Genomic DNA, 26,538 nt, shown 5'->3' on the forward strand with positions numbered 1-26,538 from the left:
GGATTCTACGTTCGGGCCTCGAAGGTGTCGAGGGAGGCGGATGGGCGCGAGTCAGAGTCTTCACGCGGCGCCCGTGCGACGTTCACATGGCACGTGCAGCCGTCCGGATTCATTGGCGGAATTCAAGGAGAACTGGCGGCACGGGGTTTGCTCTCCCAGGGGCCCATGAGCCTCTCGATCTCCGCCGCTATCGGAATCCTGTTTACCGCCCTCGCGCCGCACTGGTGGGCGGCCCGGCCTCCGGCTCCTGTCATCGATGCCGTGCAACACGAAGACGATCTCCTGATCGCGACCGCGCACGGCCTCTACCGCGAGGTGCGCGGCGAGTGGCACAAGGTCGCGACACGGGGCCAGGCCCGCGGTCTGGCCGATACCGCGCGCGGAACCCTGATCGCGACTTCTTCCGGTCTGTACGACTGGCGCGATCGGACCCCGGCCCCGCGCGCGATCCCGCTCGGGGCCGGTGCGCGCGTCCGAGGAGTCGCGGCAAACCCGGGCGGTACTGAATGGGTGGCTTCCGAAGTCGGCCTGTTCGCCCGAGGGCCTGACGAATCGGCGTTTCGCAGAAGACTCGACCTGCCGCCCGGTGAAGTCTTCGCCGTGCAGGCAGACGGGGAGCAGGTCTGGGTCGCCGCGCGGCGTGCCCTCTGGTCGGGCAAGGCAAGTGTGAGCCATTCCGGAGTTTTGGAGCGGAGAATTCAAGCACAGGAAGATGGTTGGTGGGAACTGCGCGACCTGGCCCGCATCGCCGGAGCCACACTGCTCTGCGTTCCGCAGGGCATCTGGCGGGTTGAAGGTTCGCAGTCGCGCCGGGTGGAGCTCGGGGTCGGCGAGTTGCGGGCGATCGAGGTTCGAGGGGATCGACTCTGGGTCGCGTCCGCGCGCGGTTTGTACAGCTACGATGCGACGGACTGGGAAAACCAGGTGCCGACGAGCCTCCTGGCCTCCCCGGCCCACGACATCGTCGTGCGTTCCGGACGCCTCCTCGTTGCGACGCGCGATGGCATCGCCGAGCTCTCCACGGAACCAGGCGGAACCGGTAACGGCGCCGGCCGCGCGGCCGAGCGCAGTGGCGGTGCTTCGGGCGAAGTTCCGGGGCTGCGCTCCGGTCGAATTCCGCGCGCAGACATCGGTCGAATCCAGCGCGCCGCCCTCGCATACCTGGAGTTGAATCCATCGCGCATTGCGCGCTTGGAAGAGCGTGCACGTCGCTCCGCTCTGTATCCGCAGCTTCGCGCGGGTCTCAGTATCGACCGCGATTCTCACCGCGACCGAGATCGCGACGAGGTCCTGTCGTCGGGTGAAGTGCGCGGCCTGCTCGACTCGGAGCGCGGGCGCGATCGAGGTCTGAGTCTGGATTTTCAGCTGACCTGGGATTTCACCCGACTCGCCACACCGAACGACGCACTGGCCGTATCGCGTGAGCGACGAAGTCTGATCGAGATGCGCGACCAGGTACTGGAGCGCATCCACCGGCTGTACTTCGAACGCGAACGCGTTTTGGAACGCTTACGCGTTTCCGCGGATTCCAGCGAATCCGCCAGGTCAGAGCGGCGCGAGCACGATTTGCGTGTCCGGGAACTCACCGCCCAGCTCGATGGCTGGACCGGCGGTTTGCTCACACGCTTCGAAACCCACCCGTCCACGGGTCCCGGGAGGAACCGATGAAATCGATCATTCACTTCGTTTCGAGCCTCGTTCTGGTCACCGCAGCGGCGCTACCGGCCCAGGCGATATCTCTTCAGATCAGTGAAGTCTTCTACGACCCGGCCGGGAGTGACAACGGTCTGGTGTTCGTGGAGTTGTACGGGGCTTCCGGCCTTTCCCTGGACGGCTACCGGGTCGAGGGCGTGAACGGCTCGGGCGGGGCGGTTGGGCCGACGCTCTCGCTTACGGGCAGCATTCCCGGCGACGGCTTCTTCGTGATCGCCGATCTCGACGGAGCGACGACCGCAGTGCCGAATGCGGACCTGACGCTGAACTTCGACTTCCAGAATGGTCCGGACTCGATCGTGTTGCGGGATCCTGCGGACTCGATCGTGGACGCGCTCGGGTATGGCAGCTTCGGCGCGGGTGATGTGTTTGCCGGCGAGGGGTCGCCCGCGCCAGATCCGCCCTCCGGTCAGAGCGTGGCGCGACTGTTTGCCAACGTCGATACGAACGACAACGGGGTCGACTTCGTCGCGCTCGAAACCCCGACACCCGGTGGCGGGCCAATTGCGGTACCCGAGTCCGGGGCCGTCTCCCTCATGCTGCTCGCGTTTTGTGCGACCGGCTGGCGCCGGCTGAGCGGTATTCCTGGCTCGAGGTTCCGGCGCTGATTGTCTTCCCGTCCCCCCGGGGGCGCTCCGGTCTACCACCGGGGCGCCTCTTCTGGGTCCCGCTTCGCGGTTCTTGCGACAGCCGCGCCTGCGGGCGAATTCCGGGCCGGTTCACGCCGAAATCGAAGCGTAAACTCCTGCGCGCAAGTGACCGATAACCCCTGATGCCGTATGGGTTCTTTCTCACCGAGTGCTTGCGGGCGCACCGGGGGTCCCGCACACTTCGCGGCGGAGGGGTTTGAGAGGCAATGGTCGGCGGTTTCAACACGAACGTCCGCTACAGCGGCAGGATCTTCCACGTTCAAACGGAAGACGGCGGTGCCCAGAGTCCGAGTATCGTCACCCTCTTGTACGAGGGGGGCTCGATCTTGCTGTCGAAGAAGCAGACCTACGACTTCGAGATCGAAGATCGCGAAGCCAGAGTTCGCCAGTTCATGGAAGAACAGCACCGCGGCATCGTGAAGCAGCTCAAGGCGGGCGGACTCGACCATAAGGTGGGACTCGCGGAGGAACCGCGCGAGAACACCGAAACCGAACGCGCATCCCAGGACTTCGGTTCGGGCGTGGTCTCGAAGCGACGCCTGGACGAGGTCATCCTCGCTCATCTCGCACGGGAATAGCTCCCGTCGTACGCCTCCCCTCCGAGGCGAAACATGATCCAGATGTATCACGTCGATCTGCGCTACGACGCGACCCAGTTCGGGCTTCGCGACGTGTCGCTCGATATCGAACGCGGCGAATTCGTCTTCCTGACGGGTTCGAGCGGCGCGGGCAAGACCTCGCTTCTGCGCCTGCTATTCGGCGCCGAGAAGCCGAGTTCCGGGCAGATTCTGGTTGCAGGCCGCAATATCTCGCGCCTCACGCATGCGGCCGTCCCGGAGCTGCGCCAGCAGATCGGTGTGATCTTCCAGGATTTCAAACTGCTCCCAGAGCGCAGTATCTTCGACAACGTGGCGGTCACGCTCGAGATCGCGGGCGCTTCGCGCCGCGAGATTCGCGCGCGCGTCTGGAACATGCTCAAGCGCCTCGGTCTCGGACACAAGATCGACGCCAAGCCCCGCGCGCTCTCCGGAGGTGAACAGCAACGCGTGGCGATCGCGCGCGCCCTGGTCGACGACCCGTCGCTTCTGCTTGCGGACGAGCCGACAGGAAACCTCGATCCCGACCTCGCCGTCGACATCATGGACATCATTGCGGATGCACACGCGCGCGGAACCACCGTGATCGTGGCCACGCATGATCCCAGTCTGCTGGCGCGCTACCGGCACCGCCGGCTGGTGCTCGACAAGGGACGCCTGGCCGTCGATCGTCCACCCGACGCCCTGCCCAACACCCTTCAGAAGATGGTCTCGCACCGCTCGTGATCGACGCGCGCACGGCAAGACGCCTCTCGGTTGCGTTGCGTTCGGGTCTGCGTGGCACGCGTGAGACCCCGTTCGTCTTCCTTGTTTCCGTAGCGACCATGGCCGGGGGCCTGCTCGTGTTGGCGGGCTATCTCCTGATCGTCCAGAACATGCGCGGTGTGCTCGAGCGCTTCGGCGAGGATCTGCGCATCGTGGCCTTTCTCGTGCCCGGCGAAACTCCGGACAAGGATGCGGTGGCGGCATTTGGAGACGGGTTTCGCGCGCTCGAAGGCGTGGCGCGCGTGCAGTACATCAGCCCGGACAAGGCTCTGGGCCGACTGCGCAGCGAACTCGGCGAGGATGCGGCGATTCTCGAGGATCTGGACCACAATCCGCTGCCCGGTTCCTTCGAACTGGTGCTCGCAGATGACATGCGTTCACCCGAAAACGCTCGCCGGGTCGCGGCCAGCGCTGGAGCCACCCAGGGTATCGACGAGGTGCGCTACGGCGAGGACTGGGTGGCGGGCTACGCGCGCACCGTGCGCGTGGCGGAGTGGCTGGGCCTGGGACTGGGTCTGGTCCTGCTGATGATCCTCAGCTCGATCGTCGCTGGAACGGTGCGCCTGGCCGTCCACACCCGCTCCGACGAGATCCAGGTCCAGAGACTCGTCGGTGCGCGCGGGTTCTTCGTGCGCCTGCCGTTCTATCTCGAGGGTGCTCTCCAGGGCGCATCCGCCGCTGCTCTGGCCCTGCTGGCGCTCTACGGTCTCTTCGTGCTGGGACTTCCCCTGCTCGGGGCACCGCTCGAATTCCTTCTGGGCGATCGCCCGGTCGAGTTCTTCGATCTCGGTGGGTCGATGGGCTTGCTCCTTCTGGGCACCGGTATGGGACTGGGCGGGGCCGTGCTCTCCCTCACGCGCCTGGACGAACGGACTTGAAACTCCCGGCGACGTTGGCGCTCAGCTGTGCCTTGGCGCTGATATTCGGCGTCGGGGACGTCTCGGCCGACCCGAAGAGCGATCGCCTGGAGTCGATCCGAAAAGAGATCGAGGCGCGTGAGAAGAAGGCCAGCGAGTACCAGAGCGAGGCCGAGGGCGTCGTGGGTGAACTGGACGAGGTCGACCGCCAGCTCGCGGAAGTTCGGCGCAGTGTCCGACGACTTCGGACGAAGGAACGCTCGGCCGATGGGGAAGACAGGCGCGCTCGCAAACAGGTCAAGGCCGCAGAACGCGCGTTGAGCAAAACCCGCAGAGATCTGGAAGTGAGACTGGTTGCTCTCTACAAGTTCGCATCGACGGGAGGAGTCGCATCGCTCTACACAGCGGGAGATTTCCAGTCCTTTGCGCGCAGCCGGCAGAACCTGGCGCGCATTCTCGACAGCGACCGGCAACTCTTTCAGCGCCATCGCGCGCGCCAGCTCGAACTCGTGCGGACTCGAGAGGCCAGCCGCGTCTTGCTCACCGAGCTCAAGGCATCGCGCAAAGAACTCGCCGTGCGCGAGGATCGGGCCCGGCGCAAGCTGGTCGAGCGCAAGAACCTGGTGGCCACACTGCGCAACCGCGCCGATCGGGAAAAGCGCGCTGCGGCGGAGTTGCGAGACGCCGCTCAGCGCCTGGAAAAGGCCCTGGCCCGAATGCCGTCCGGTTCCACTTCGTCTGCTGCAACGGGCCTCGACAAGGGCCGGCTCCCCCAGCCCGTCGCGGGAGCGGTTCGCATGGGCTTCGGACGGCAGGTGGACACGGAATTTGGCACGGAAACGCTCCGAAACGGCATTGAATTCGAAGCCCCCATGGGCGCGCCCGTGCACGCAGTCGCGTCCGGGCGGGTGCTGTTTGCGGGCTGGTTCAGGGGCTACGGGCAGATGGTGATCGTGGATCACGGGCGTGGAGATGTCAGCGTTTCGGGCTATCTGAACGAACTGGGCGTCGAGGCGGGAGCCGACCTGGAACAAGGCGATCAGATCGGAACTGTGGGAGATACTGGATCCCTGTCGGGACCCGGGCTTTACTTTGAAATTCGACACCGTGGCAAGCCCGTGGACCCAAGGGTCTGGCTGGGTCTCTAGCGGCAGACGACAAACAACGGGGAACTCAGATGAAGCTTCGAACGATCGTGACCGGACTGGCGCTGACCGGTCTGGTGTTCCTTTCGCTCAACGGCGGCGGCCTGCTGCGTTCGAGCCACGCGGGGCCGAGTTATCAGGACCTGGCGCTGCTCACGAGTGTTTTGCACCTGGTGCGCCAGCACTATGTCAAGGACGTCAGCGAGCGCGACCTGGTCGAGGGAGCCCTCGAGGGCATGCTCGATACGCTCGATCCTCATACGTCATATCTCTCGCGCGACCTTTACAAGGAGGTGCAGCGCGACACGAAGGGTGAGTTCGAAGGGCTCGGCATCGAGATCACCAAACGCGATGGCTACGTGACCATAGTCGCGCCGATCGACGGCACACCCGCTGCGCTCGCCGGTCTGAGGGCCCGCGATCAGATCGTGGCGGTGTGCCCCGACGCGACCGAAGAAAGCTGCAAGTCGACACAGGACATGAACCTGATGGAGGCCGTCAAGCTCATGCGCGGCCCGCGTGGGACCAAGATCCTGATCCAGATCATGCGCAAGAGCTTCACCTCGCCGCAGCCCTACACGATCAAGCGTGCCTCGATCCGTGTTTCCAGCGTCACGATGCATATGATCGAAGAAGATATTCCCTATGTTCGCCTGAGTCAGTTCCAGGAGCGCACGACCATTGACCTCCAGGAGGCCCTCGACGCCGCGCGCGAGTCGCATTCCGAATTCCGCGGACTGATTCTCGATATGCGCGACAACCCCGGCGGTCTATTGGATCAGGCGGTGCGCGTCGCGGACCTGTTCCTGGAAGATGGCTTGATCGTGTTCTCGGAAGGTCGCGGCGGTGGCAATCGCATGGACTGGAGCGCGAAGAGCGATGGAACCGAACCGGGCTATCCGATCGTGGTGCTGGTGAACGGCGGCAGCGCTTCGGCGTCTGAGATCGTCGCAGGTGCGCTACAGGACCATCGCCGCGCACTCGTGATCGGCACCGAGACCTTCGGCAAGGGATCTGTCCAGACGATCATCCCGCTCGAAGACGGGTCCGGGCTGCGCCTGACCACTGCGTTGTACTACCTGCCGAGTGGCCGTTCGATCCAGGAAGTGCGCATCCAGCCCGACGTCGGCGTCGAGCCGTACAGCCAGAGAGAACTCGAGGGGCTCGACAAGCCGGCCGAACGCAAGAGCTTTGGCGAAGAGGATCTCGAGGGCCACTTCACGGCCGAAAAGCAGGATCCGGTGCCCGAGGAGCTTCGCTCTGAAACCAAGGAACAACGCTTCCAGCGCCAGCTTCCCAAGGATCGCCAGCTCACGCGGGCCATCGATCTGCTGAAGAGCTGGACCATCTTCTCGAAGCTCGACGATCCGGAGACCTCGTAGGCTCGGAGCGAAGGATTTCCGCCCGCCGCGACCGGCCGGTCGCGGCGGGCGGGCGCTCCGCACGGCCGGTCCCCGGCCAGCGATCGGGATCGTTATCATGGGCTCATGGAAGTTCCAGGTGGCGAGGCCGACCAGACTCTCCGGGTTTCGGAGCTGATCGCGAAGCTTCGCGAGCAGTTTGACGACTTCGGAACCGTCTGGGTCGAAGGTGAAGTCGGATCGGTGTTTCGCTCGCGCGCGGGCCATTTCTATTTCGATCTGAAGGACGAGCAGACGCAGCTTCGCGCCGTGTGGTTTCACGGCAGTGCAGCCCGTTCCCCGATCGAACCCGAAGAGGGCATGCTGGTGCGAGTGCGCGCGCGGCTCGACCTGTATCCAGAACGCGGTGCGCTACAGCTGATCGTCGACCGGTTGGCACCGCGCGGTGAAGGTGCGTTGCGCGCCTCGTTCGAACGCCTGAAGAAGAGACTCTCCGAAGAGGGGCTTTTCGATGCCGAGCACAAGCGCCCGCTGCCGTATCTGCCGCGCCGCATTGGCCTGATCACTTCCCTCGAGGGTGCGGCCATTCACGACTTCTTGCGGGGTCTGCGCGCGCGCTTTCCAGCCTCAGATGTGCTGGTCTACGGCGCGCCGGTGCAGGGCGAAGGAGCCTGGCGCAAACTCGTGCGCGGACTCCATCTATTGGACGCGCGTCAGGATATCGACGCGATCGTACTCACGCGCGGCGGCGGCTCGATCGAAGACTTGTGGAACTTCAATCGAGAGGAACTCGTGCGAGCGATCTTCGAGCTCGAAACGCCCGTGGTCTCGGCGATCGGTCACGAAGTCGACGTGATGCTCAGCGATCTGGTTGCGGATGTCCGTGCGGCCACGCCGACGGCCGCGGCGGAGCTGATCGTGCCCGATGCCGGAGCGCTTTTCGAGGCGCTCGAGGCGCGTTCTCGTCGGCTCTCACTGGCGCTGCAAAGGCGGATCGACGGTCTTGCGAGCAGGCTGGACGGGCTTCGTCGGGGCGTGGTCCATCCGCGCAGCAGGATCGAGGAGATGACACGGCGTGTTCAGCAGATTCAGTTGCGACTGATCGCGGCGGTGAAGCGCGGACACGAACGCTCGTTTTCGAAGCTCGGCGCGCTGGGCGGCCAGCTCGACGCGCTCTCACCCCTGGGAGTGCTCGGGCGCGGCTATAGCATCACGCGACGCGAATCCGACGATGCGATCGTGTTTTCGAGTGCGCAGGTTTCGCAGGGCGAAACGATTCGCGTGCGGTTGAAGGACGACGCTCTACTGGCATCGGTGCTGGAGACGGAGATTTCGTGAGTACAGGTGAGAAGAAGACGGTGAAATCGACACAAGCGGCCGAGCCCAGCTTCGAGGAGGCACTCGAGCGTCTCGAATCGGTGGTCGGGCGGCTGGAAGACGGAGAACTCGACCTGGAGAAATCGCTCTCGGCCTTCGAGGAAGGCGTGCGCCTGGTCAAGCTCTGTTCGGGCAGACTGGAAGCTGCGCGTGTCAGAATTCGCCAGCTCGAGGACGGTCCCGAAGGACCCGTCGAGAGCCGTCTGGCGCTATCGGAGGATCCGGGTGAGTGAAGTGAGTTTTGGCGAGCAGGAGATCCTGGACGAAGTGTGCGCGGCGACCGGTCTGAGCGACTTCGGTTCTGACTATCTCGATGGATTTCGAATGCTCCTGCGCACCTACGATGTGAACGCGTACTCGGAGAAGGGCCGGCGCGGCAATCGTCGTCGCCTGGTGCAGTTGTTGTCGACGCGACAGCGCATCGAGAAGGCGTTCAAGGAACATCCCGAGATTCGCGAACGCGAGATCTCGGCACCGATGGTACTGACCGGGCTGCCGCGCTCCGGAACGTCCGCTCTCTTCAGTCTACTGGGAGCGGATCCGGCGGTGCGCCCCCTGCGGATGTGGGAGACGCAATTTCCCGATCCCATGGAAGGCCTGGAGCCAGGCGCGTCCGATCCGCGCCGGGACGCGATCGAAGCGCATTTTGCCAAGACCCGCGAGAACAATCCCGAGTTCACGAAGATCCACTACACGAGCGCGGACACTCCCGAAGAGTGCGTGCTGCTGCACGCCTACGCGATGCACGGCGTCCAGATGGGCGTCGAAGTCATGCTCGAACCCTACGCTTCCTGGTACCGCGATCAGGATCTGCTGGGGATGTACGCCTACTACGCCGACCTGTTGCGTCTGCTCGACTGGCAGCGGCCAGGTGAGCGTTGGCTATTGAAAGCGCCCGCGCATATGTGGGGCATCGACGCACTCACGTCCACGTTTCCCGACGTATCCATCGTGTGGAGCCATCGCAATCCACTGGCCTGTATCGCGTCGATATGCAGCATGACCCACGTCCTCATGAAGAACAAACTCGAGATCGATTCGCACCTGCTGGGTCCTGTCGTCATGGATTTCTACGCGACCTCGCTCGAGCGGGGACTGCAAGAGCGGGATCGCCTGGATCCGGGGCGCTTTGTCGACGTGAGTCACGACGAATTCGTCGACGATTCCATGAAGGTGGCCGAGCGAATCTACGGGCAGTTCGATCTCCCTCTCCAGGGCGCCACCCGGGCGTCGCTGGTCGCGCACATCGAGAGCCACCCGAAGGACAGACACGGGACTCACGAGTACAAGCTGGATGACTACGGACTCACGTCCGACGCGATCCGAGAACGCTTTGCGGGCTACGCCGAGCGTTTCAAGATCGACATGGGTTGAGGAGGCCCGAGAAGATGGCGGACGATCCCGTTGGCAAGCTGGCTTCTGGTGAAGCCTGGAACGAATTCTGTGATCTCTTGAAGAAGGCCGGTGACGTCATCTTGCGCGAAGATCTCGGTGCTTCGGACTTCGATCGCGCCGAAGGCCTGCGCTATCTGACGCGACTGTTGAGGGCCGGCTTTTCGTCCTTCGCAGAAAGCACGGGTTCGGATCACCCGGTCTTTCGCGCCATGCCCGATCTGGTGAAGATGGGTCTCGACAATCCGGACAACTACTACGTGAGTGCGTCGGTGAAACCCAATTTCACGTACCGCATTCGCGGCCAGCGAGGCACGATTCACTACCTGAGTTTTGCGGCACAGAATCAGAACTTCGCGGCGAAGACCCGCATCAGCGGCGGAGCCGGGCATCTGAACGACTCGGAGCTCAAGTTGGAATCCGACGGTAGCTTCGAAATCATCGCGAGCCAGAAGCAACAAACGGGAAACTGGCTGCAGATGAATCCGGACACCGCCCAGATCCTGGTGCGACAGACTTTTCTGAATCGCGCGACCGAGCGAGCCGTAGACATCGAGATCGAGTGTCTCGACACGGCCGACAAAGCGCCTCCGCGTCTGGATCCCGAGCGTGTTCCCGGCCAGCTCATGGGCTCGGCGATGTACGCCATGGGGTGTGCGCAGTGGTTTGCCGACTGGGTCCTGGCCTTTCGCGACAAGGCGCCGGTCAATGCCTTTCATCTGCCGGACGAGGAAAACCACCGCCTCGTAGGCGGGGATCCGAATATCCGCATCTGGCTGGGCCTCTGGAGCCTGGCGGAGGACGAAGTACTGCTCATCGACGCACAGCCGCCGAAGTGCGACTACTGGAACTTCCAGCTGGGCAACGTCTGGGCGGAGTCGCTGGACTATCGCTTCGAACCAGTGCATATCAACAGTGCGGGCGCCCAGTACGCTGACGATGGCTCGTTCCAGCTCGCGATTGCATCCGAGGATCCGGGCCACCCGAACTGGATTTCCACGGCGGGCCACGATCACGGCACGATGTGCGTGCGCTGGGTGCGAGCCGACCAGCACCCCGAACCGCGCTGTCGCGTCGTCAAGCGCTCGGAGTTGCCAGCGGCGTAGCGCGAAAGGATTTCGGTTGGATCACGATCTGGACAAGTTCATCTCCGATAGCGCGCAGCGCGTCGACCACTACCTGGACAAGAGTCTGGCCCCCGTGGTGGATCCTCCGGAGATCCTGCACGAGGCGATGCGCTACGCCGTGTTCTCGGGTGGCAAGCGTCTGCGCCCGGCGATCTGCTTTGGCGCGGCGGTGGCGGCCGGTGCCAGTCCAGACGCAGCCCTGCCGGCGGCGGCTGCGGTCGAGCTGGTCCACGCCTATTCGCTGGTTCACGACGACCTGCCTTGCATGGACGATGACGACGAGCGCCGCGGCCGACCGACGGCCCACGTGCGTTTTGGTGAAGCAAACGCGCTGCTGGCCGGAGACGCCCTGCTGACCGAGGCCTTTGCGCAGCTGGGTTCCAGCGACCGAGCCGCGCCCCTGGTCGCCCAACTGGCTCGAGCGGCCGGTTCACGCGAACTGATTGGCGGTCAGGTCGACGACCTGGGCTGGGCGAGCGGCACGCCGACGTTTCACCGTGTGGTTTCCGTTCACCTGCGCAAGACGGCGGCGCTATTTCGATTCTCCGCGCTCGCTGGCGGGACTCTGGCGGGACTTGCCGGGACTGAACTCGAGTCGCTCGATCACTTCGGCCGGGCCTATGGACTGGCTTTCCAGACGGTGGATGATCTGGACGATCAGGGCGCCGAGGAATGCTCGATCCTCCAGGTCATGACGCCGAATGAGGCTCGAGCCCGTGCGTCCGAACTGGTCGAGGAAGCTCTCGAAGCATGTTCCATTTTCGGCGATCAGGCCTGGGTCCTCACAGGTGTGGCCGAAGCATTGGTCGGACGGCTACCGTAGGGAAAAATGAGTTCCATTCTCGATCAAATCCACAACCCCGCTGATCTGCGAGCCCTGCCCACTGAGCAGATGCCGGAGGTTGCTCACGCATTGCGCCAGGCGATCCTCGAGACGATTTCCAAGACCGGAGGGCATCTGGCGGCGAGCCTCGGAACGGTCGAGCTGACCACGGCGCTTCACTTCGTTTTCGATACCCCGCGCGACAAGCTCGTATGGGATGTCGGTCACCAGGGCTATCCGCACAAGATGCTCACCGGTCGTCGCGAGCAGTTTCCGACGATCGGCAAGAGTGGCGGAATGGGCAAATTCCTGCGCCGCCAGGAGTCGGTTTTCGACGTGTTCGGCGCAGGTCACGCGGGTACGTCCATCTCCGCGGCCACCGGTATCGCCGAGGCGATTCGCCGGCGGGGCGGAGAAGAGTGGACGATCGCTGTGATCGGCGACGGTGCGCTGACGGCGGGCATGGCCTACGAAGGCCTGAACAACGCCGGTTATCTGGGCCTGGACAAACTCGTCGTCGTGCTCAACGACAACGAGATGTCGATCTCGAAGAACGTCGGTGCCCTGACGAGTTTCCTCGCGCGTCGCTGGTCCGGTCCGCAGATGCGTCGCATGAAGCATTCCGTTAAATCCCTGCTCGAGTCGATACCTCGCGCGGGGGACGATCTACTCGAAATGGCGCGCCGCGCCGAGCAGAGTTTCAAGGGCTTCATCTCGCCGGCACATCTCTTCGAAGGTCTCGGCTTCAACTACATCGGACCGATCGATGGACACAATGTTTCGGAGCTGGTCGAGACTTTCAGTAATGTGCGCGACATCGTAGAGAACGAGCACCCGATACTCGTGCACTGTCGCACCGAGAAGGGTTACGGCTACGAGCCGTCCCAGGCCGACCCGATCAAGTACCACGGTGTGAGCAAGTTCGAGATGTCTTCGGGTACGTTTGCGAAGAGTGGCGAGGGTCCGCCTTCCTGGACCTCGATTTTCTCTGATGCTCTGATCGAACTCGCGGCGGAGGATGAGCGGATCGTCGGCATCACCGCTGCGATGGCGTCCGGAACCGGCCTCGATCGCTTCCAACAGGCGCTCCCCGAGCGCTTCTACGATGTTGGCATCGCCGAGCAGCACGCCGTGACCTTTGCCGCGGGTCTGGCCACCGAAGGCCTCAAGCCGGTCTGTGCGATCTACTCGACGTTCCTGCAACGCGCGTACGATCAGGTCGCGCACGACGTCTGCATTCAGAATCTGGATGTGACTTTCGTTCTGGATCGAGCGGGTCTGGTCGGCGCCGATGGGGCTACCCACCAGGGTCTGTACGATTTCTCGTATCTGCGCTCACTGCCGAACATGGTCGTGATGGCGCCCAAAGACGAGAACGAGTTGCGCCAGATGCTGCGCACCGCCATCGAGTATCCCGGCCCGGCCGCACTGCGCTTCCCGCGCGGGGCCTGTTTCGGACTGTCGCTCGATACCGAGATCAAGCCGCTGAAAATCGGGGAAGCCGAACTCCTGCGCGACGGTTCCGATGTTGCACTGATCGGCATCGGAAGTACGGTCTCGACGACGATCGAAGCCGCGGAAAAGCTGGGTGAAGTGGGAATCAGCGCAGCCGTTCTGAACGCTCGCTTCGTCAAGCCGCTCGATGCACGCTGGCTGGGCGAACTCGCACGCCGTTGCCGGGCGATCGTCACCGTCGAAGAACACTGTGGTGTGGGTGGCTTCGGTGACGCCGTGGCAGCTGAACTCGCCAGCCAGAACTCTCGCGTTCCACTGCGCGCGATCGGCATACCCGACGAGACGATCGAGCACGGCGATCCCGGACGGCAGCTCGAAGAAATGGGTCTCGACGCCGCGGGAATTGCTACAGCAGCGCGCGAGCTGCTGGGAGAGTAGGCGTCGGCGATGGCCAGAGGCCACGAACGACTCCCTCCGTCAAAGGGGCGGGTGCGTCTGGATCAGCGCCTGCTCGACCTCGGACTCGAAACCAGTCGGAATCGCGTGCGGGCTCGAATACTGGCCGGTGACGTGCGCCTGGGAGATCGCGTACTCGACAAGCCTGGAATGCTGGTCGATGCCGACTCCAGACCATCGCTGATCGCGCGCAGCCCTTTTGTGTCACGCGGAGGCGAAAAGCTGGCAGGTGCACTCGACGCTCTGCAGATCGACCCGAAGTCCTGGATTTGCGCGGATGTCGGCGCATCCACTGGGGGGTTCACGGACTGTCTGCTTCAGCGCGGAGCGGCCAGTATTCTCGCGATCGATGTGGGTTACGGTCAGCTAGCCCATCGATTGCGCGTCGATGGGCGGGTGCGGGTTCTCGAGCGCACGAACATCCGCCATCTGGAACTCGCAGATCTTGCCGGCCAACACGATCTGGTAACGGCTGACCTCAGCTTCATCTCGCTCCGGCTGGTTCTGCCGAAACTGCTCGAACTCGCCAAGCCCGAAGGGCGTCTGTTGCTGATGGTCAAGCCGCAGTTCGAACTCGAACGCGCAGACGTGGCTTCCGGCGGTGTCGTGCGCGATCCGGTCATGCGCGCAGCTGCAGCGACGCGGGTGCGCGAAGCCGCCGAGGCGTTGGGACTGCGTTGTATCGGACAGGTCGACAGCACATTGCCCGGGCCGAAGGGCAATATCGAGATCTTCCTGCTTCTCGAGCCCGGCGGATCTCCCAAATAGCGGAAAAGCAAAGCGTTTTGCAGGTGCGACCGGTCGGCGACCGGCGAGCGGCGAAAGAGTCGCTTGAACTCCGGCATTCCGTGCCTAGCCTGAGCACCTGCACCGCTTCCCGACGCGACCTGATGGGATGTGCGGGCTAGACTGTGAAGAGTCGGGAGGACCGAGATGATCACCGTGACTGAAACTGCAGCGGCCAAGGCCAAGGCCCTCATGGAACGCGACGGACGCGAGGGTTTTGGCCTGCGTCTCAAGGTCGTGGGTGGAGGCTGTAGCGGCCTGCAGTATCAACTCATGTTCGACGACCAGGTTGGGGAGTGGGACCAGGAAATCGAGCAGCACGGCCTGCGCATCTTCGTGGACTCCAAGAGCGCGGTCTACCTGGTGGGGACCAGCGTCGACTACGTCGACGACCTGAACGGCTCGGGTTTCAAGATCGAGAACCCGAATACCACTTCGACCTGCGGCTGCGGACAGTCCTTCGGCGCCTGATCCGAGCGCGCCTGCACTTCGCTCAGAAACTCGGCATGCGCCCGCGCGATAGCTGAGTCAGCGTGAACATGTCTTCAGGCACCTCTGCACCTACCAGAATGTTCCGTACCTTGCGGGTGGTTCGTCGACCCGTGCGCAGATCGAACATCTCGTCGCGCATCGGAACCCACCAATCGAAGTGCTTCACGAAGTGCTCGGGTTCCACCCGGTAGCGCTTCCAGAGTCCCTTGCGATCGAAATAGTCGGTTCGAATGATCACCGGGCGCTCCGTGGACAGCCACATCAGCATCATCTTGTAGGGGCCCGACATCGGACGCAATCGCAGTACCCGGCAGGGCTCGCCATCAATGAGGTCCGAGCCCAGTACTTCGATGCGGTAGTCGTCCGCTTCATGCGCGCGGAAGTCCTCGTAGGAAAAGTCGCTTCCGAAAAGCGGCCATCGATACTCACCGGCTGAAGCAGGTCTCACCTGGCCGCGACGGCCGTCGCCGACGTAGATCTTGTCGCGATCTCCCCGGGACTGCAGCAAGAGCATGCGAGGTGCTTTGCGGTCTTGGGTTGCTGAGTACAGGAGCGTGCGGGTCTCGCCGCCGCGCCGCTTGCGGCCGTACGCAAAGGTTACCGGCTGGGCGGGGCGGGCTCCGCGCACCATCGAAAGCTCGATTGCGGCCAGGACCCCGGGCGAGTAGAGGTTGTCAAAGGCCCGGTCGAGGGCCTTACGCGCCTGGGAGCCGTCTTCGAAACCGAGGAGAAATGGGACGAGCGAGAGGAGCAGGAGGCTTCGTGTGCGCATGATGCCTGTTTTCGAAGCGGTACCCGGGGTGGCGAGGGGGAGTTCCGCGGTCGTTCATTCGATTCGCCATGCCTCTGATCGGCAGCTCGAAGCCGAGCATGAGATCCGCAAAACAAGGTGTAATCTCACCGGCATGAGCGACGAAACCCCGATCTTTCTCGATCACCACTCGACGACTCCTTGTGACAGGCGCGTCGTCGAGGCGATGCTTCCATATCTGAGTGAGGAGTTCGGGAACGCGGCGAGCCGGACGCACGCGTTCGGCTGGCGCGCAGAGCAGGCCGCTGAAAATGCGCGTCGCCAGGTGGCGGGACTGATCGGCGCAGATGCGCGCGAGATCGTCTTTACCTCAGGCGCGACCGAATCGAACAATCTGGCGCTTTTCGGAGCGGCGCGCGCCGCACGGGTTCACGGCGATCACATCATCAGCTGTCAGACGGAGCATCCCGCAGTCCTGGATTCTCTGCGCGCCCTCGAACGCGAAGGCTTTCGCGTGACGAGGCTGGGCGTGAGCCCCGACGGTCTACTGCATCCGGGCAAACTCGAAGCGGCGATCGAGCCGGGTACGGTCCTGATTTCGATCATGCACGCGAACAATGAGATCGGCGTCATTCAGCCCGTTGCGCAACTCGCGGCGCTCGCTCGCGAACGCGGTGTGTTGTTTCATACGGACGCCGCGCAATCGGCCGGCAAGATTCCCGTCGACGTGAAGGCGCTGAGCGTCGATCTGCTCTCGTTTACCGCGCACAAGCTCTACGGCCCCAAGGGTGTCGGCGCACTCTTCGTACGACGTAGGCACCCGCGCATTCCGATCGAGCCGCTGATCCACGGAGGCGGGCATGAACGGGGTCTGCGGGCTGGAACTCTTCCTGTACCGCTCTGTGTCGGGTTTGGACGCGCGGCGGAGATTGCGCTGGAGTCCATGGAGAGCGACGCCTTGCAGCAACGCGATCTGCGCGAACGGCTCTGGAATCGCCTGGCCGCGGGTCTCGACAGCCTGGAACTCAACGGACATCCCGATCAGAGACTGCCCGGGAACCTGAATGTGAGCTTCCTTGGCGCGGAGGGAGAAGCGCTGCTTCTGGCCGTGCCAGGTGTGGCGCTGTCATCGGGTTCGGCGTGCAGTTCCGCGAAGCGCGAATCCTCACACGTGTTGCGCGCGCTGGGTGTGGGTGAGCTACGCGCACAATGTGCTTTGCGCATCGGCATAGGGCGCGGGAATACCGGCGAGGAAGTCGATGTCGCTGCCGATCAGCTGATCGAACAGACGCGACGCTTGCGCAAGCTGTCGCCTGCGTGGGACGAGCCGGGCCGCAGCGGCCGGCGCGGCCAGGGGCGTTGAGCGTTCCCTATAGTGAGTCGGTGCTGGAGCACTTCCGCAACCCGAAAAATGCGGGTCGCCTCGCTCGCCAGGATTTCGATGTCGGAACGGGTGACGCGCGGATCGACGCTTCGGGAGAACGGATCGTCCTGCAGGTGCGAGTTGCATCGGGACGTGTGCGAGAAGCGCGTTTCAAGGCATTTGGCTGTCCCGTGACGATCGCGTGTGCGAGCTTCGTGAGCGAAGCCGCGCTCGATCGGGATTCCGTGCAGTTGAGACGGCTGGGCGAGAGCCAGGTCGCGCAACGCCTGCAACTCGACCACGACCAGCGGCCGCTGGCGCGTCTGGCGCTTCGGGCGCTCAAGGAGGCGTGTGAGGATTTCGATGCCAAGCAGCGACCCTGAGTGCGTGCGAGTTTTCCTCTATGCTGCGCACCGATTCCCGACGGAGGTGGCATGAGCGAGCGCCCGAAAAGCAAGAACATCACCTGGAGTCACAGCTTCGTCTCCAGGGAATCCCGGCACGAGCTTCTGGGACATCGCTCGGCCACTCTCTGGTTCACCGGCCTCTCGGGATCGGGCAAATCGACTGTCGCGCTCGCCGTCGAGCAGTTGCTGGTCGCCCGCGGTGCCAACGGCTACGTGCTCGATGGCGACAACGTCCGCCAGGGGCTCAACTCGAACCTCGGCTTTGCCCCGCAGGACCGCACCGAGAACATCCGCCGCATCGGCGAGGTGGCGAAGCTTTTCAACGACGCGGGTGTGATCGTGCTGACTGCGTTCATCTCGCCCTATCGAGTCGATCGCGACCGAGTGCGAGCGGCGCTCCCGGCGGGGGAGTTCATCGAAGTTTTTGTCGATTGTCCTCTAGATGAATGTGAGCGCCGGGACGTGAAAGGGCTGTACAAGAAGGCTCGCGCGGGTGAGATCCCGGAGTTCACAGGCATCTCTGCGCCCTACGAGGCCCCCGAGAGCCCGGAACTGGTGGTGAAGACCGCCGAGTCGGAGGTCCTGGAGTGCGCGCAGCAGGTCATTGCCTACCTCGAACATCGAGGTGTGTTGAGCGTCTGAACCGGGCATGTCCAGATTCCCACAGGTGGCAACTGGCACGGGTTCAGCGATCCGTGGGCAAGCCGATACGCTAGCAGGTACGCTGGTTTGCCGACGCAAAGGGGCGCTGCTAGGATGCCGAAATCAAAGGGCTTCCGGGTGTACCTCTACCCCAGGCGGCTTCGCACGATGACAAAAACTCCCGCTCAGATTCTTATGTGCTGCCTCGCGCTGGGCTTCGCGGGTGCGTGTGGTACGACCTCGGGTCCCGAAAGCCTTCCCCCTCTGCCCTTGTCGCCGGAAGCTGAAGCGGGTGCAGCCTTCATTCGCGGCCACAAGCTCGAACTCGAGGGGCGTCTACTCGAAGCGGCCGAAGCCTACGAGAACGCGGCTCGCATCGATCCTGAATCAGCTGAACTTCAGCGTTACCTGGCCCAACTCTGGTTGCGCGCCGACGACGCAGAGCGCGCACTCTCTCACGCGGAACGTTCTTGCGAACTCGATCCCGAGAACGATCAACTGCGTTCGAGCCTGGCCAGTCTGTACATCTCCTTGAAGCGCTATCCGCAGGCGGCCACGCTTCTGGAGCCGGATTTCGAGGCTGGAGAGCTTTCGGATGAGGGCAGAATGACCCTCTTCAACCTCTATCTGCGCATCGAGAACGCCGATGGAGCCGAGAGAGTCGCCCACCAGATGGTGGAGACGGCTCCGGGTGATGTTCGCGGATACATGGCGCTGGGGGCGGCCCGCGAACGATTCGACGATCCGATCGCCGCCCTGCGCGCGTACCGCGAAGGCCTGGGAGTCGATCCGCATCAAGCCGTGTTCTACGACTCGATCGCGCGCGTCCATCGCAAAGCGGAGGATGCGGAGAGCGAGATCGCGATCCTGGAGGAGAAACTCGTCGTTTTTCCCGGGGATCCAGCCGCCTATATGAGACTTGGGCAGGTCTATGACGATCGCGGTGATCGGGATTCCGCGATCGAAGCACTCGAGAATCTGGTCGGGGTCCATCCCGAGATCCTCGGCGCTCAATTTCGCCTCGGTTATTTCTACTACGAGAGCCGACGACTCGATGATGCCCTGGAACGCTTTGAAATCGTTGCGCGTGGCCGAGGCGGCATCGAAGACCAACGCTATCGCGATGAAGTGCGTTACTTCCTCGGCCTGGTAAGAGAGGAGGCCGGTCAACTCGACGAGGCTCTGGAATCGCTCGAGCAGGTGCCGCGCGAGTCGCCCCGTTTCGCGGATTCACGCGTGTTGATGGCGCGCATCCTCGAGAAGCGAGAGGAATTCGAACGCGCCATCACGGAACTCAAACGCGCCATCGCGTCCGCGCCGAGCAATACCGCGCTTTCGATCTATCTCGCGGGTATCTACCAGCGCAACGGCGACGTCGAGCGTGCCGTTGCGATCGTCGAAGACCTGATTGCGGAAAACCCCACGGAGATCGACCTGTACTACGACCTGGGCGTGATCTACGGCGATGCGGAGAACTACGAAAAGTCACTCGAGTACATGAACAAGGTTCTCGAGATGAATCCGGATCACGCCAGCGCTCTCAATTTCATCGGCTACACCTGGGCAGAGCAGGGCGAGAATCTCGACGAGGCCGAGAGCATGCTTCGTCGGGCGGTTGAACTTCGGCCCGACGACGGATATATCACCGACAGTCTTGGCTGGGTCTACTACCAGCAGGGACTGCGGAATCTGCGCAACGGTGACCCCCAGATCGCACGCGACTACTTTACTCGAGCCCTGTCCGAACTGGAGCACGCCCTGGAATTGCTGGAACGCGACGATCCGGTCATTACCTGGCACGCCGCCGACGCCTACCGATCCATGGCGCGCTTCGATGACGCGCTTCAGGCGTATCTGCGCGCACTGGAATTGAAGCCCAGCGAAGCCGACGCGAAGAAGATTCGCGATGAGATCCGTCTCCTGGAGATCCAGATGCAGGAATCTCCACCGGAGGAATCGCGTTGAGCCGACTGCACGCGACCGCGCTCGCGTGCTCGAGTTTGTTGTTGAGCGCATGTCTCGGCATTGCCCCTCACGGGAAACTCGAGCCGATTCTCGACGAAGACGTGCGAATCAAGGGCTGGCTCGAGCGGATCTCGAGGCAGGGGGAGGCGCTTCGCAGTTTGCGGGCCGTAGGCAAGCTGCGCATTCGCTCGCAGGCCGGCGGCGGGAGTGTCAAAGAGGTCATTCTGGTCCAGCGCCCCGGGCAGTTGCGCCTGGAGTCCCTCGGTCTATTGGGCAACTCGCTCAATCTACTCGTGACCGATGGTCAGAGTTTCTCGTTCTTCGATGGACGCTCGCTCGAGCGGGGCGTCGTGGATGAGCAAGTGCTGTCGCAGCGCCTGGGTCTTGCTCTGACGCCGAGCGAAGCGATCGAGGTACTCCTGGGCTCGATTCCCCGCAACGAATGGCCGCCTGCCAGGATTCTGGGCAGCGAGACCGTTCGTCAGGTGTGGTTGACCGGGCAGCGCCTTCTACTCGGTCCGAGCGGCGAACTACTCGAAGTCGAAACCCTGGCCGCGAATGGGCGCGTGCGCTGGGTTGTGCGCTACGGGAAATATCAGGAACTGCCCGGTGGCACATACCCCTTCGCCGTAGATTTGATTTTTCCCGACGAGGCTTTCAATGCGGAGCTTCGCTTCAGCGATGTCGAGCTGAACCCGTCGCTTTCTTCGGCGCTTTTCCGCGTCGCATGGCGGAAGGACTGATGAGCGAAGCGGTTCTGAAAGTCCGCGGGCTGCGCACGACGTTTCACACTCCAGAAGGCGTGCTCCCGGCCGTGGACGGAGTGAGTTTCGATCTGCACGCCGGTGAAACACTGTGCGTTGTAGGGGAGTCGGGATGCGGTAAATCGGTCACCGCGCTCTCTGTTTTGCGTTTGCTTCCCGAGCCGCCCGCGAACATCGAAGCGGGTGAGATTCTATTCGACGGCGACAATCTGCTTACTCTCGATTCCGAACAGATGCGCCAGATTCGCGGGAATCGCATCGCGATGATCTTCCAGGAGCCGATGACTTCGCTCAATCCGGTCCTGCGCATCGGCTATCAGATCGAAGAATCGCTCCAGGTTCACACCGACATGGATGGTAAGCACAGGCGCGAGCGGGTCGTTGAACTCCTCAATCTCGTGGGTATTCCCGAAGCGGAGCGACGGGCGCGCGACTACCCTCATCAGCTCTCGGGCGGCATGCGTCAGCGTGTGATGATTGCGATGGCTCTCGCGTGCGATCCCGAAGTGTTGATCGCGGACGAGCCGACCACCGCTCTGGACGTAACGATCCAGGCGCAGATCATCGAGCTTCTGGAGACCTTGAAGAAGCGATTCAACATGGCCGTGTTGCTGATCACGCACGACCTCGGCGTCGTAGCCGAAGCCGCGCAACGTGTGGCGGTACTCTACGCCGGGCGCGTCGTCGAAACGGCGACAGCGGATGAACTCTTCCGCGAGCCGCGTCATCCCTATACACACGGCCTGTTGCTCGCGATGCCCAGTTCCAAGAACAAGTCGCGTGAGCCGCTTCACGTGATTGCAGGCATCGTCCCCGACCTGATCAGCCGGCCCGAAGGTTGCAGTTTTCGCGAACGGTGTCCGCGTGCGCAAGAAGTTTGCGCGAAGATCGATCCCGAACTCGATAGCATCGGACCCGATCATAGTGTTGCATGTCACAACGCCGTGCCTCCCGAGGGTGACGCATGACTGAGCCTCAGCTGCGGGTTCGAGGTCTGTCGAAGTCCTTTCCTGTCGGCGGTTCGGTGTTCGGCCGACGCCTGTTGTTGCGCGCCGTCGATTGTGTGGATCTCGATGTGGCTGCAGGCGAAACCATTGGGCTCGTGGGCGAATCCGGCTGCGGGAAATCGACCTTGGCGCGTCTGATCCTGAGATTGATCGATCCCGATGCGGGAGAGGTGTTCTTCGAAGGAGAAGACGTGCGCGCCATGAGTCGCCCGGAGTTGCGCACTCTGCGTCGCCGCATGCAAGTCGTGTTTCAGGACCCTTTTGCCTCGCTGAATCCCCGGATGACCGTGGGGGAAGCGATTGGCGAGGGATTGATGATCCACAACCTGGCCAATCGCGTGGAACGTCGCGAACGCGTGAACGAGTTGCTGACGACCGTGGGCTTGCGCGAGAACCATGCGAACCGCTATCCCCACGAGTTCAGCGGCGGACAACGTCAACGCATCGGTATCGCACGCGCGTTGGCACTCAAACCCAAACTCATCGTCGCCGATGAGCCGGTATCCTCGCTCGACGTTTCCATTCAGGCACAGATCCTGAATCTCCTGCTCGAACTCCAGGAACGATTCGGCATCACCTACCTGTTCATCTCGCACGATCTTCGTGTGGTCCAGCACCTGAGTGATCGCGTAGCCGTCATGTACCTGGGGCGCATCGTCGAGTTGGCGCCTTCGGAAGGCCTGTACGAATCACCGCAGCATCCCTACACGGAAGCTCTCTTGTCGGCGGTGCCGATGGCTGATCCGTCGATGCGACGCGAACGCATTATTTTGTCCGGTGACGTGCCGAGTCCAATCTCGCCGCCGCCCGGTTGTCCTTTTCACCCGCGCTGTCCGAAGGCGGTCGAGCGCTGCACGAGCGAAGTTCCGAAGCTACAAGAAGTGGCTCCAGGACGGCTCTCGGCCTGTCTATTGGCCCCATTCTGAGGAGCAATTCTATGCGTATTGAGTACAAGTTCGGTCTTGATGATGTCGAGGTTCCTTGCTTTTCCGTCGAGAGTTCAGAGGGACCGCAGAAGCTCTTCACGCTGGCAACGTTGGTTCTCAACGTGCTGTACGACAAACCGCGCGTGGACGTGATCTTCCACAGTCCCAATCGCGATGACCTGCCCAAGAAGATCCAGGCGCTCGAGAAGATTCTGGGAAGTGCACCGATCGTTCTAGGTCTGAAATACGAAGAAGGAAGCTCGGGTTCCGTCGGGAGTTCCTACTACCAGTGGGTCAGCATCCATGCCACCGGTGGTTCCGAGAAAGGCTGACGGCAATTACTTCGCGGCGCAGAGCTTCGGCGTCCCCGCTGAAACCACTCTGTTCCAGATAATCACCGAAGGCGACCTCACGCAGTGAGGCGGGCACGTAGTCCGGAAGGGCTGCGTTGATCTGCGCCAGGTTCTTCACGCGATGCCTGGGATGGATTCGCCGCCCGAAGCGAACCCGGCCATAATCGATGAGATGTGGAACCCGTCCGGGCGACCAGAGAATGTTATTGGCCTTCAGGTCGGCGTGATAGATGCCCCGCCGGTGAAGTCGCGCCAGCAGTGTAGATAGGGCTCCGGCCATCTCGCTGCGCTCGGCGTCTCCGGATTTCTCGAACTCCGGTTTGATCCAGTCGATCAGCGTGTCACCGTCGTCGCGCATGACGAGCCAGCGTCCGCTCCAGGCCAGGGCCCGGCCTGTGGGAATGCCGCGCACTTCGAGTCCGTGTCCGGCCACCCAAGCGCGCTTCGCCTCTTTGCGGTTGATGTGCTTCTTCAACATGAAATTCCCGCAGCGATACAGATCTCCTGCGCGCCCGAGTTTGAGCACATCACCATCTGCGCCTAGATCCAAAGCCCGATTCAGCTCTTCTTCATCGATATCGCGTCTTCGAAAGCCGGTCTTTCCCGCGTGTTCGAAGGAGGTGAAGACCGAACTGTTCTTCAGGCAGCGTTTCGTGCGACTCCTCCAGTGCTGGTGGGCCCGTCTTTCGGTGGCCTCGCCAACGTGTCGCAACTGTTCAGGGATCGGCTCTCCAAGCGAGTAGGCGAGGAATCCGAGTTCGCGTTCGCGCAGGCGTCGCGGGAGTCCGGGAAGAAAGATCATGCGTTGTAGATCGAGGATTACGACGCGAGCACCCACGACGACGAGATTCCCAATATGAAGGTCTCGATGCAGTGCGCCGGCCCGGTGCATGAGTTCCACGGCCTCGAGAATTGCATCCAGGTCCTCCCGCGTCGCCGCCCGCGCACCCTCCAGGTATTCCGTCGCGACCCAGTGCTCTCCCGCGCTACGAACCGCGGGTACCGAGATTCCCAGCGCCGCAGCGCGGCGCAGTGCTCGCTCCTCGTGGCGCGGAGTGCGCGAGCGCTTCAGGAAGACTTTCAGGAAGTCGTCACCGGATCGCACGGCCACGCGAACGAGGGACCGTTTGACCTCCTGAATCCCAGGAGGCATCTCTCCTCTGCGGATGCGTTCGGCCAGGTCTTCGAAGTCGGCGTTCGTCAACCCGCGACCTTCCGATACAGATCGAGGATCACATCTGCGTGTCGGGCCCAGGTATACCCTTGGGCCACTTCGCGGGCGACGCGACCCATTTCCTTGAGCCGCTCTTTATCGGCCAGCGCCAGGAAGGCGGGCGTGAAGTCTTCTTCGAGCACGAAACCGGTGCGCCCGTCTTCTATGAGTTCGGAAGCGCCAGCCATCGGCGTTGTCGCCGGAGGAACTCCGGATGCCATGGCTTCGAGAACCACATTTCCAAAGGCGTCGTAGCGAGTGGGAAGTACGACCAGGTCGGCGACGGCGTGCAGGCGTTCGATATCGGCTCGGACGCCGAGGAACCGCACCTGTTCGGCTATGCCGAGGCGTTGGGCTTGTTGACGATAAGGCCTGGGGTCGCCTGCGCCAGCAACTAGCAAACTCGCTTCTGCGCCGCTTTTCGCCAGTCCGTCGATCGCGCGATCCAGGCCCTTGCGCGCGAACCCACTGCCGACGAAAAGCGCAACGGGTCCCTCGATGCCGAGTTCTCTTCGCAGGGGTCCGGAGAACTCTTCCCTGTTTTGCGGGCTGAAACGCATGACGTCGACGCCGGTGCGCGTGACGACGAGACGTTCCCGGGAAACTCCATAGCGGTTTGCGATATCCGTTGCGTCGCGCTCCGTCAGGCATTGAATGATCTGACGCTCATCGCGAAAGACGGCTTCTTCAATCGAGAGAATCGCGCCATGGCGTGGTGACCAGCGCTGCAGGCCCGGGCGAGCGTAGAAACGATCCATGAACTCGGCGTGGCTACCGCCCCCGGCGCGATAGATATCCTGGTGCCGGGTTCGCGAGTAGCTGTGTACGACATCGAAGCGATCGTGTGTGGCCGTGCCTGCGCGCGACGAGAAAACCAATACCCGAAGTGGTTGCCAGAATGACGGCCCACCCACGATCTCGAGTGAGGCGCCCGGCGGAGCCGCCAGGCTGGCTTTCCGGCACACAATACTGAGCGATACGTCTCGCTCGGAGAAAGCCTGAGCGAGTTCCACTGCATCGCGCTCGGCTCCGCCGGCGCCGCGCTCGAACGACTCGATGACCAGGGCGATACGCATTGTCTGCTCAGTATCCGAAGTGCGCCAGCTCTTCTTCGAGCAGTTCCTCTAGCATCGCGATCTGCTTGGGTGACATGCTCTCACGCCAGCTGGGAATTCGAAACGCCACCTGGTTTGCGTCTACGATGCTCGTCGTTCCCAGATGTCGTCCAAATCGTGAATCCGATGCGTCGGCGCCCAGGAACTCGATGCATTCCCGTGCCGTTGCGTGTGGATCCGCGACCATGTCTTCGTAGCGCACCAGTTTGATTGCATCGTCGGGGAGTTCGCTGGTGGTCTCTCGCAGGGAGTTGATCAGGATCTTCCATTGCACTCCAGCCAACGCCAGGAAGCTGTGATCGTACTTTTTCAGGGCTTCTTGCAACTCCGCACCTGGCTCGCCCCAGCGCCACTTGGAAATCCCCTCGTAGCCTCGCCAGTAGTTGATGTTGACCAGTGAATTCACCACGGCTCGCGGATTGCGAACGATGTGAATGAAGATCGCATCCGGGAAGATCTCGCGGATGAAGCGCACTCGAGACCAGCCGGAGTATTCCGCGATGAAGCGCGGTTTGGCGTGACTTTCCAGGATATCGACCACTGCGCGTTTCATGCCGTGACGCGCGCGCGGCGTTACGTCGTCTTCGGTCAGATCGCGGAAGGGCTCCGAAAAGCCCGCAAACGCCCTTCGCCAGTAGCCCCATGCTTCGTCGTGAACCGGAATATAAGGCTGCAAGCGGAACTTCAGCGGTCCGCGCAATAGCGGCCATTCGACGATTCGTGAAAGTCGACCGATCCAGGCCTTGTCGGGCATGCGCTCGTGATACTGCGAGGGCCAGCCGAAGTCCGGGTGATAGGCAATCAGATCCATGAGCGGACTCAGCCCGCAGCGGCCGGTGCCGATCACGAACGCTGGGCGTCGCACGTCAGCGCTCATCGCAGAACTCCGTAGCCTGCTAGGGAATCTCTGCACAGGGAGGAATCGAGCGAGAAGCGGGAGTCGCCGCCTGAGCAAGAAGCGTGATCCGATCGCAGATCCGTAGATCTGCAGAGGGTCGCGCGACGCAGCGCAGGCGGATGCATCACGCTTCGCAGCC

At 62.8% G+C, this 26,538-nt stretch carries 27 protein-coding genes; 23 read left to right on the top strand and 4 right to left on the bottom strand.

Going from position 1 to position 26,538, the window contains the following annotated elements; translation table 11 throughout:
• Positions 1-165: 165 nt before the first annotated feature.
• From GY725_09585 to erpA, 15 genes are all read left to right on the top strand, one after another.
• Complete coding sequence (locus GY725_09585; protein MCP4004433.1) at positions 166-1,668, top strand: hypothetical protein; 1,503 nt, start codon at positions 166-168, stop codon at positions 1,666-1,668.
• Entirely contained in the window at positions 1,665-2,321 is a 657-nt protein-coding gene (locus GY725_09590; protein ID MCP4004434.1) for a lamin tail domain-containing protein, read from the top strand. The genes GY725_09585 and GY725_09590 overlap by 4 nt, the downstream gene beginning before the upstream one ends.
• 248 nt (positions 2,322-2,569) lie before the next feature.
• Positions 2,570-2,941, top strand: coding sequence for a hypothetical protein (locus tag GY725_09595; GenBank protein MCP4004435.1), 372 nt, complete (start codon positions 2,570-2,572; stop codon positions 2,939-2,941).
• A 33-nt stretch (positions 2,942-2,974) separates the two neighbouring features.
• Complete coding sequence (ftsE, locus tag GY725_09600) at positions 2,975-3,685, top strand: cell division ATP-binding protein FtsE (GenBank protein ID MCP4004436.1); 711 nt, start codon at positions 2,975-2,977, stop codon at positions 3,683-3,685.
• Positions 3,682-4,602: a hypothetical protein gene (locus GY725_09605; GenBank protein ID MCP4004437.1), complete on the top strand. Its 921-nt coding sequence runs from the start codon at positions 3,682-3,684 to the stop codon at positions 4,600-4,602. The genes ftsE and GY725_09605 overlap by 4 nt, the downstream gene beginning before the upstream one ends.
• Positions 4,599-5,729 (top strand): peptidoglycan DD-metalloendopeptidase family protein, encoded by a 1,131-nt coding sequence (locus GY725_09610; GenBank protein MCP4004438.1) that lies wholly within the window; start codon positions 4,599-4,601, stop codon positions 5,727-5,729. Before GY725_09605 ends, GY725_09610 begins: the two co-directional genes overlap by 4 nt.
• 29 nt (positions 5,730-5,758) lie before the next feature.
• Entirely contained in the window at positions 5,759-7,108 is a 1,350-nt protein-coding gene (locus GY725_09615; protein ID MCP4004439.1) for a S41 family peptidase, read from the top strand.
• Between the two features lie 105 nt (positions 7,109-7,213).
• A complete protein-coding gene (gene xseA, locus GY725_09620) occupies positions 7,214-8,425 on the top strand; it encodes an exodeoxyribonuclease VII large subunit (protein ID MCP4004440.1) in 1,212 nt (403 codons plus the stop codon).
• Positions 8,426-8,445: 20 nt separating this feature from the next.
• The gene (xseB, locus tag GY725_09625) at positions 8,446-8,697 is read left to right on the top strand and encodes an exodeoxyribonuclease VII small subunit (GenBank protein ID MCP4004441.1); all 252 of its coding nucleotides are present in this window, start codon (positions 8,446-8,448) and stop codon (positions 8,695-8,697) included.
• Complete coding sequence (locus GY725_09630) at positions 8,690-9,838, top strand: sulfotransferase (GenBank protein MCP4004442.1); 1,149 nt, start codon at positions 8,690-8,692, stop codon at positions 9,836-9,838. Before xseB ends, GY725_09630 begins: the two co-directional genes overlap by 8 nt.
• Before the next feature lie 14 nt (positions 9,839-9,852).
• Positions 9,853-10,962, top strand: a complete 1,110-nt coding sequence (locus tag GY725_09635; protein MCP4004443.1) for a DUF1214 domain-containing protein — start codon at positions 9,853-9,855, stop codon at positions 10,960-10,962.
• On the top strand, positions 10,796-11,806 hold the full coding sequence (locus GY725_09640) for a polyprenyl synthetase family protein (GenBank protein MCP4004444.1): 1,011 nt from the start codon (positions 10,796-10,798) through the stop codon (positions 11,804-11,806). Before GY725_09635 ends, GY725_09640 begins: the two co-directional genes overlap by 167 nt.
• A 6-nt stretch (positions 11,807-11,812) precedes the next feature.
• Complete coding sequence (dxs, locus tag GY725_09645; GenBank protein MCP4004445.1) at positions 11,813-13,699, top strand: 1-deoxy-D-xylulose-5-phosphate synthase; 1,887 nt, start codon at positions 11,813-11,815, stop codon at positions 13,697-13,699.
• Positions 13,700-13,708: 9 nt separating this feature from the next.
• Complete coding sequence (locus GY725_09650; protein MCP4004446.1) at positions 13,709-14,485, top strand: TlyA family RNA methyltransferase; 777 nt, start codon at positions 13,709-13,711, stop codon at positions 14,483-14,485.
• 165 nt (positions 14,486-14,650) lie between these two features.
• On the top strand, positions 14,651-14,974 hold the full coding sequence (erpA, locus tag GY725_09655) for an iron-sulfur cluster insertion protein ErpA (protein ID MCP4004447.1): 324 nt from the start codon (positions 14,651-14,653) through the stop codon (positions 14,972-14,974).
• Between the two features lie 22 nt (positions 14,975-14,996).
• Here erpA and GY725_09660 read toward each other — a convergent pair whose 3' ends face one another.
• Positions 14,997-15,767, bottom strand: coding sequence for an outer membrane lipoprotein-sorting protein (locus tag GY725_09660; GenBank protein ID MCP4004448.1), 771 nt, complete (start codon positions 15,765-15,767; stop codon positions 14,997-14,999).
• Between the two features lie 133 nt (positions 15,768-15,900).
• Between GY725_09660 and GY725_09665 the strand changes: the two genes are divergently transcribed.
• The 8 genes from GY725_09665 (at position 15,901) to GY725_09700 (ending at position 23,152) form a co-directional block, all read left to right on the top strand.
• A complete protein-coding gene (locus tag GY725_09665; GenBank protein ID MCP4004449.1) occupies positions 15,901-17,109 on the top strand; it encodes an aminotransferase class V-fold PLP-dependent enzyme in 1,209 nt (402 codons plus the stop codon).
• Positions 17,106-17,492, top strand: a complete 387-nt coding sequence (locus GY725_09670; GenBank protein MCP4004450.1) for a hypothetical protein — start codon at positions 17,106-17,108, stop codon at positions 17,490-17,492. Before GY725_09665 ends, GY725_09670 begins: the two co-directional genes overlap by 4 nt.
• A 51-nt stretch (positions 17,493-17,543) precedes the next feature.
• On the top strand, positions 17,544-18,158 hold the full coding sequence (gene cysC / locus GY725_09675) for an adenylyl-sulfate kinase (GenBank protein ID MCP4004451.1): 615 nt from the start codon (positions 17,544-17,546) through the stop codon (positions 18,156-18,158).
• Positions 18,159-18,326: 168 nt separating this feature from the next.
• Entirely contained in the window at positions 18,327-20,123 is a 1,797-nt protein-coding gene (locus tag GY725_09680; GenBank protein ID MCP4004452.1) for a tetratricopeptide repeat protein, read from the top strand.
• On the top strand, positions 20,120-20,866 hold the full coding sequence (locus GY725_09685) for a hypothetical protein (GenBank protein ID MCP4004453.1): 747 nt from the start codon (positions 20,120-20,122) through the stop codon (positions 20,864-20,866). The genes GY725_09680 and GY725_09685 overlap by 4 nt, the downstream gene beginning before the upstream one ends.
• Positions 20,866-21,855: an ABC transporter ATP-binding protein gene (locus GY725_09690; GenBank protein MCP4004454.1), complete on the top strand. Its 990-nt coding sequence runs from the start codon at positions 20,866-20,868 to the stop codon at positions 21,853-21,855. The genes GY725_09685 and GY725_09690 overlap by 1 nt, the downstream gene beginning before the upstream one ends.
• The gene (locus tag GY725_09695) at positions 21,852-22,820 is read left to right on the top strand and encodes a dipeptide ABC transporter ATP-binding protein (GenBank protein ID MCP4004455.1); all 969 of its coding nucleotides are present in this window, start codon (positions 21,852-21,854) and stop codon (positions 22,818-22,820) included. The genes GY725_09690 and GY725_09695 overlap by 4 nt, the downstream gene beginning before the upstream one ends.
• An 11-nt stretch (positions 22,821-22,831) precedes the next feature.
• Positions 22,832-23,152, top strand: coding sequence for a hypothetical protein (locus tag GY725_09700; GenBank protein ID MCP4004456.1), 321 nt, complete (start codon positions 22,832-22,834; stop codon positions 23,150-23,152).
• Here GY725_09700 and GY725_09705 read toward each other — a convergent pair.
• Genes GY725_09705 through GY725_09715 form a run of 3 tightly spaced genes read right to left on the bottom strand, consistent with a single transcriptional unit; the run spans position 23,115 to position 26,378 of the window.
• Positions 23,115-24,377 carry a phosphotransferase gene (locus GY725_09705; GenBank protein ID MCP4004457.1) on the bottom strand — a complete coding sequence of 421 codons (1,263 nt, stop codon included), beginning with the start codon at positions 24,375-24,377 and terminating at the stop codon, positions 23,115-23,117. The two genes, GY725_09700 and GY725_09705, sit on opposite strands and share 38 nt — an antisense overlap.
• Positions 24,374-25,462: a glycosyltransferase family 4 protein gene (locus tag GY725_09710; protein ID MCP4004458.1), complete on the bottom strand. Its 1,089-nt coding sequence runs from the start codon at positions 25,460-25,462 to the stop codon at positions 24,374-24,376. The genes GY725_09705 and GY725_09710 overlap by 4 nt, the downstream gene beginning before the upstream one ends.
• Before the next feature lie 7 nt (positions 25,463-25,469).
• Positions 25,470-26,378 carry a sulfotransferase gene (locus GY725_09715; protein MCP4004459.1) on the bottom strand — a complete coding sequence of 303 codons (909 nt, stop codon included), beginning with the start codon at positions 26,376-26,378 and terminating at the stop codon, positions 25,470-25,472.
• Positions 26,379-26,538: the final 160 nt, after the last annotated feature.

The organism is bacterium, assembly GCA_024226335.1.
Classification (GTDB): domain Bacteria; phylum Myxococcota_A; class UBA9160; order SZUA-336; family SZUA-336; genus JAAELY01.

Coding starts and splice junctions, on each gene's coding strand:
- GY725_09585 (MCP4004433.1), top strand. CDS start 166: ATGAGCCTCTCGATCTCCGCCGCTATCGGAATCCTGTTTACCGCCCTC.
- GY725_09590 (MCP4004434.1), top strand. CDS start 1,665: ATGAAATCGATCATTCACTTCGTTTCGAGCCTCGTTCTGGTCACCGCA.
- GY725_09595 (MCP4004435.1), top strand. CDS start 2,570: ATGGTCGGCGGTTTCAACACGAACGTCCGCTACAGCGGCAGGATCTTC.
- ftsE (MCP4004436.1), top strand. CDS start 2,975: ATGATCCAGATGTATCACGTCGATCTGCGCTACGACGCGACCCAGTTC.
- GY725_09615 (MCP4004439.1), top strand. CDS start 5,759: ATGAAGCTTCGAACGATCGTGACCGGACTGGCGCTGACCGGTCTGGTG.
- xseA (MCP4004440.1), top strand. CDS start 7,214: ATGGAAGTTCCAGGTGGCGAGGCCGACCAGACTCTCCGGGTTTCGGAG.
- GY725_09635 (MCP4004443.1), top strand. CDS start 9,853: ATGGCGGACGATCCCGTTGGCAAGCTGGCTTCTGGTGAAGCCTGGAAC.
- GY725_09640 (MCP4004444.1), top strand. CDS start 10,796: ATGGCTCGTTCCAGCTCGCGATTGCATCCGAGGATCCGGGCCACCCGA.
- dxs (MCP4004445.1), top strand. CDS start 11,813: ATGAGTTCCATTCTCGATCAAATCCACAACCCCGCTGATCTGCGAGCC.
- GY725_09650 (MCP4004446.1), top strand. CDS start 13,709: ATGGCCAGAGGCCACGAACGACTCCCTCCGTCAAAGGGGCGGGTGCGT.
- erpA (MCP4004447.1), top strand. CDS start 14,651: ATGATCACCGTGACTGAAACTGCAGCGGCCAAGGCCAAGGCCCTCATG.
- GY725_09660 (MCP4004448.1), bottom strand. CDS start 15,767: ATGCGCACACGAAGCCTCCTGCTCCTCTCGCTCGTCCCATTTCTCCTC.
- GY725_09665 (MCP4004449.1), top strand. CDS start 15,901: ATGAGCGACGAAACCCCGATCTTTCTCGATCACCACTCGACGACTCCT.
- cysC (MCP4004451.1), top strand. CDS start 17,544: ATGAGCGAGCGCCCGAAAAGCAAGAACATCACCTGGAGTCACAGCTTC.
- GY725_09680 (MCP4004452.1), top strand. CDS start 18,327: ATGACAAAAACTCCCGCTCAGATTCTTATGTGCTGCCTCGCGCTGGGC.
- GY725_09690 (MCP4004454.1), top strand. CDS start 20,866: ATGAGCGAAGCGGTTCTGAAAGTCCGCGGGCTGCGCACGACGTTTCAC.
- GY725_09695 (MCP4004455.1), top strand. CDS start 21,852: ATGACTGAGCCTCAGCTGCGGGTTCGAGGTCTGTCGAAGTCCTTTCCT.
- GY725_09700 (MCP4004456.1), top strand. CDS start 22,832: ATGCGTATTGAGTACAAGTTCGGTCTTGATGATGTCGAGGTTCCTTGC.
- GY725_09710 (MCP4004458.1), bottom strand. CDS start 25,462: ATGCGTATCGCCCTGGTCATCGAGTCGTTCGAGCGCGGCGCCGGCGGA.
- GY725_09715 (MCP4004459.1), bottom strand. CDS start 26,378: ATGAGCGCTGACGTGCGACGCCCAGCGTTCGTGATCGGCACCGGCCGC.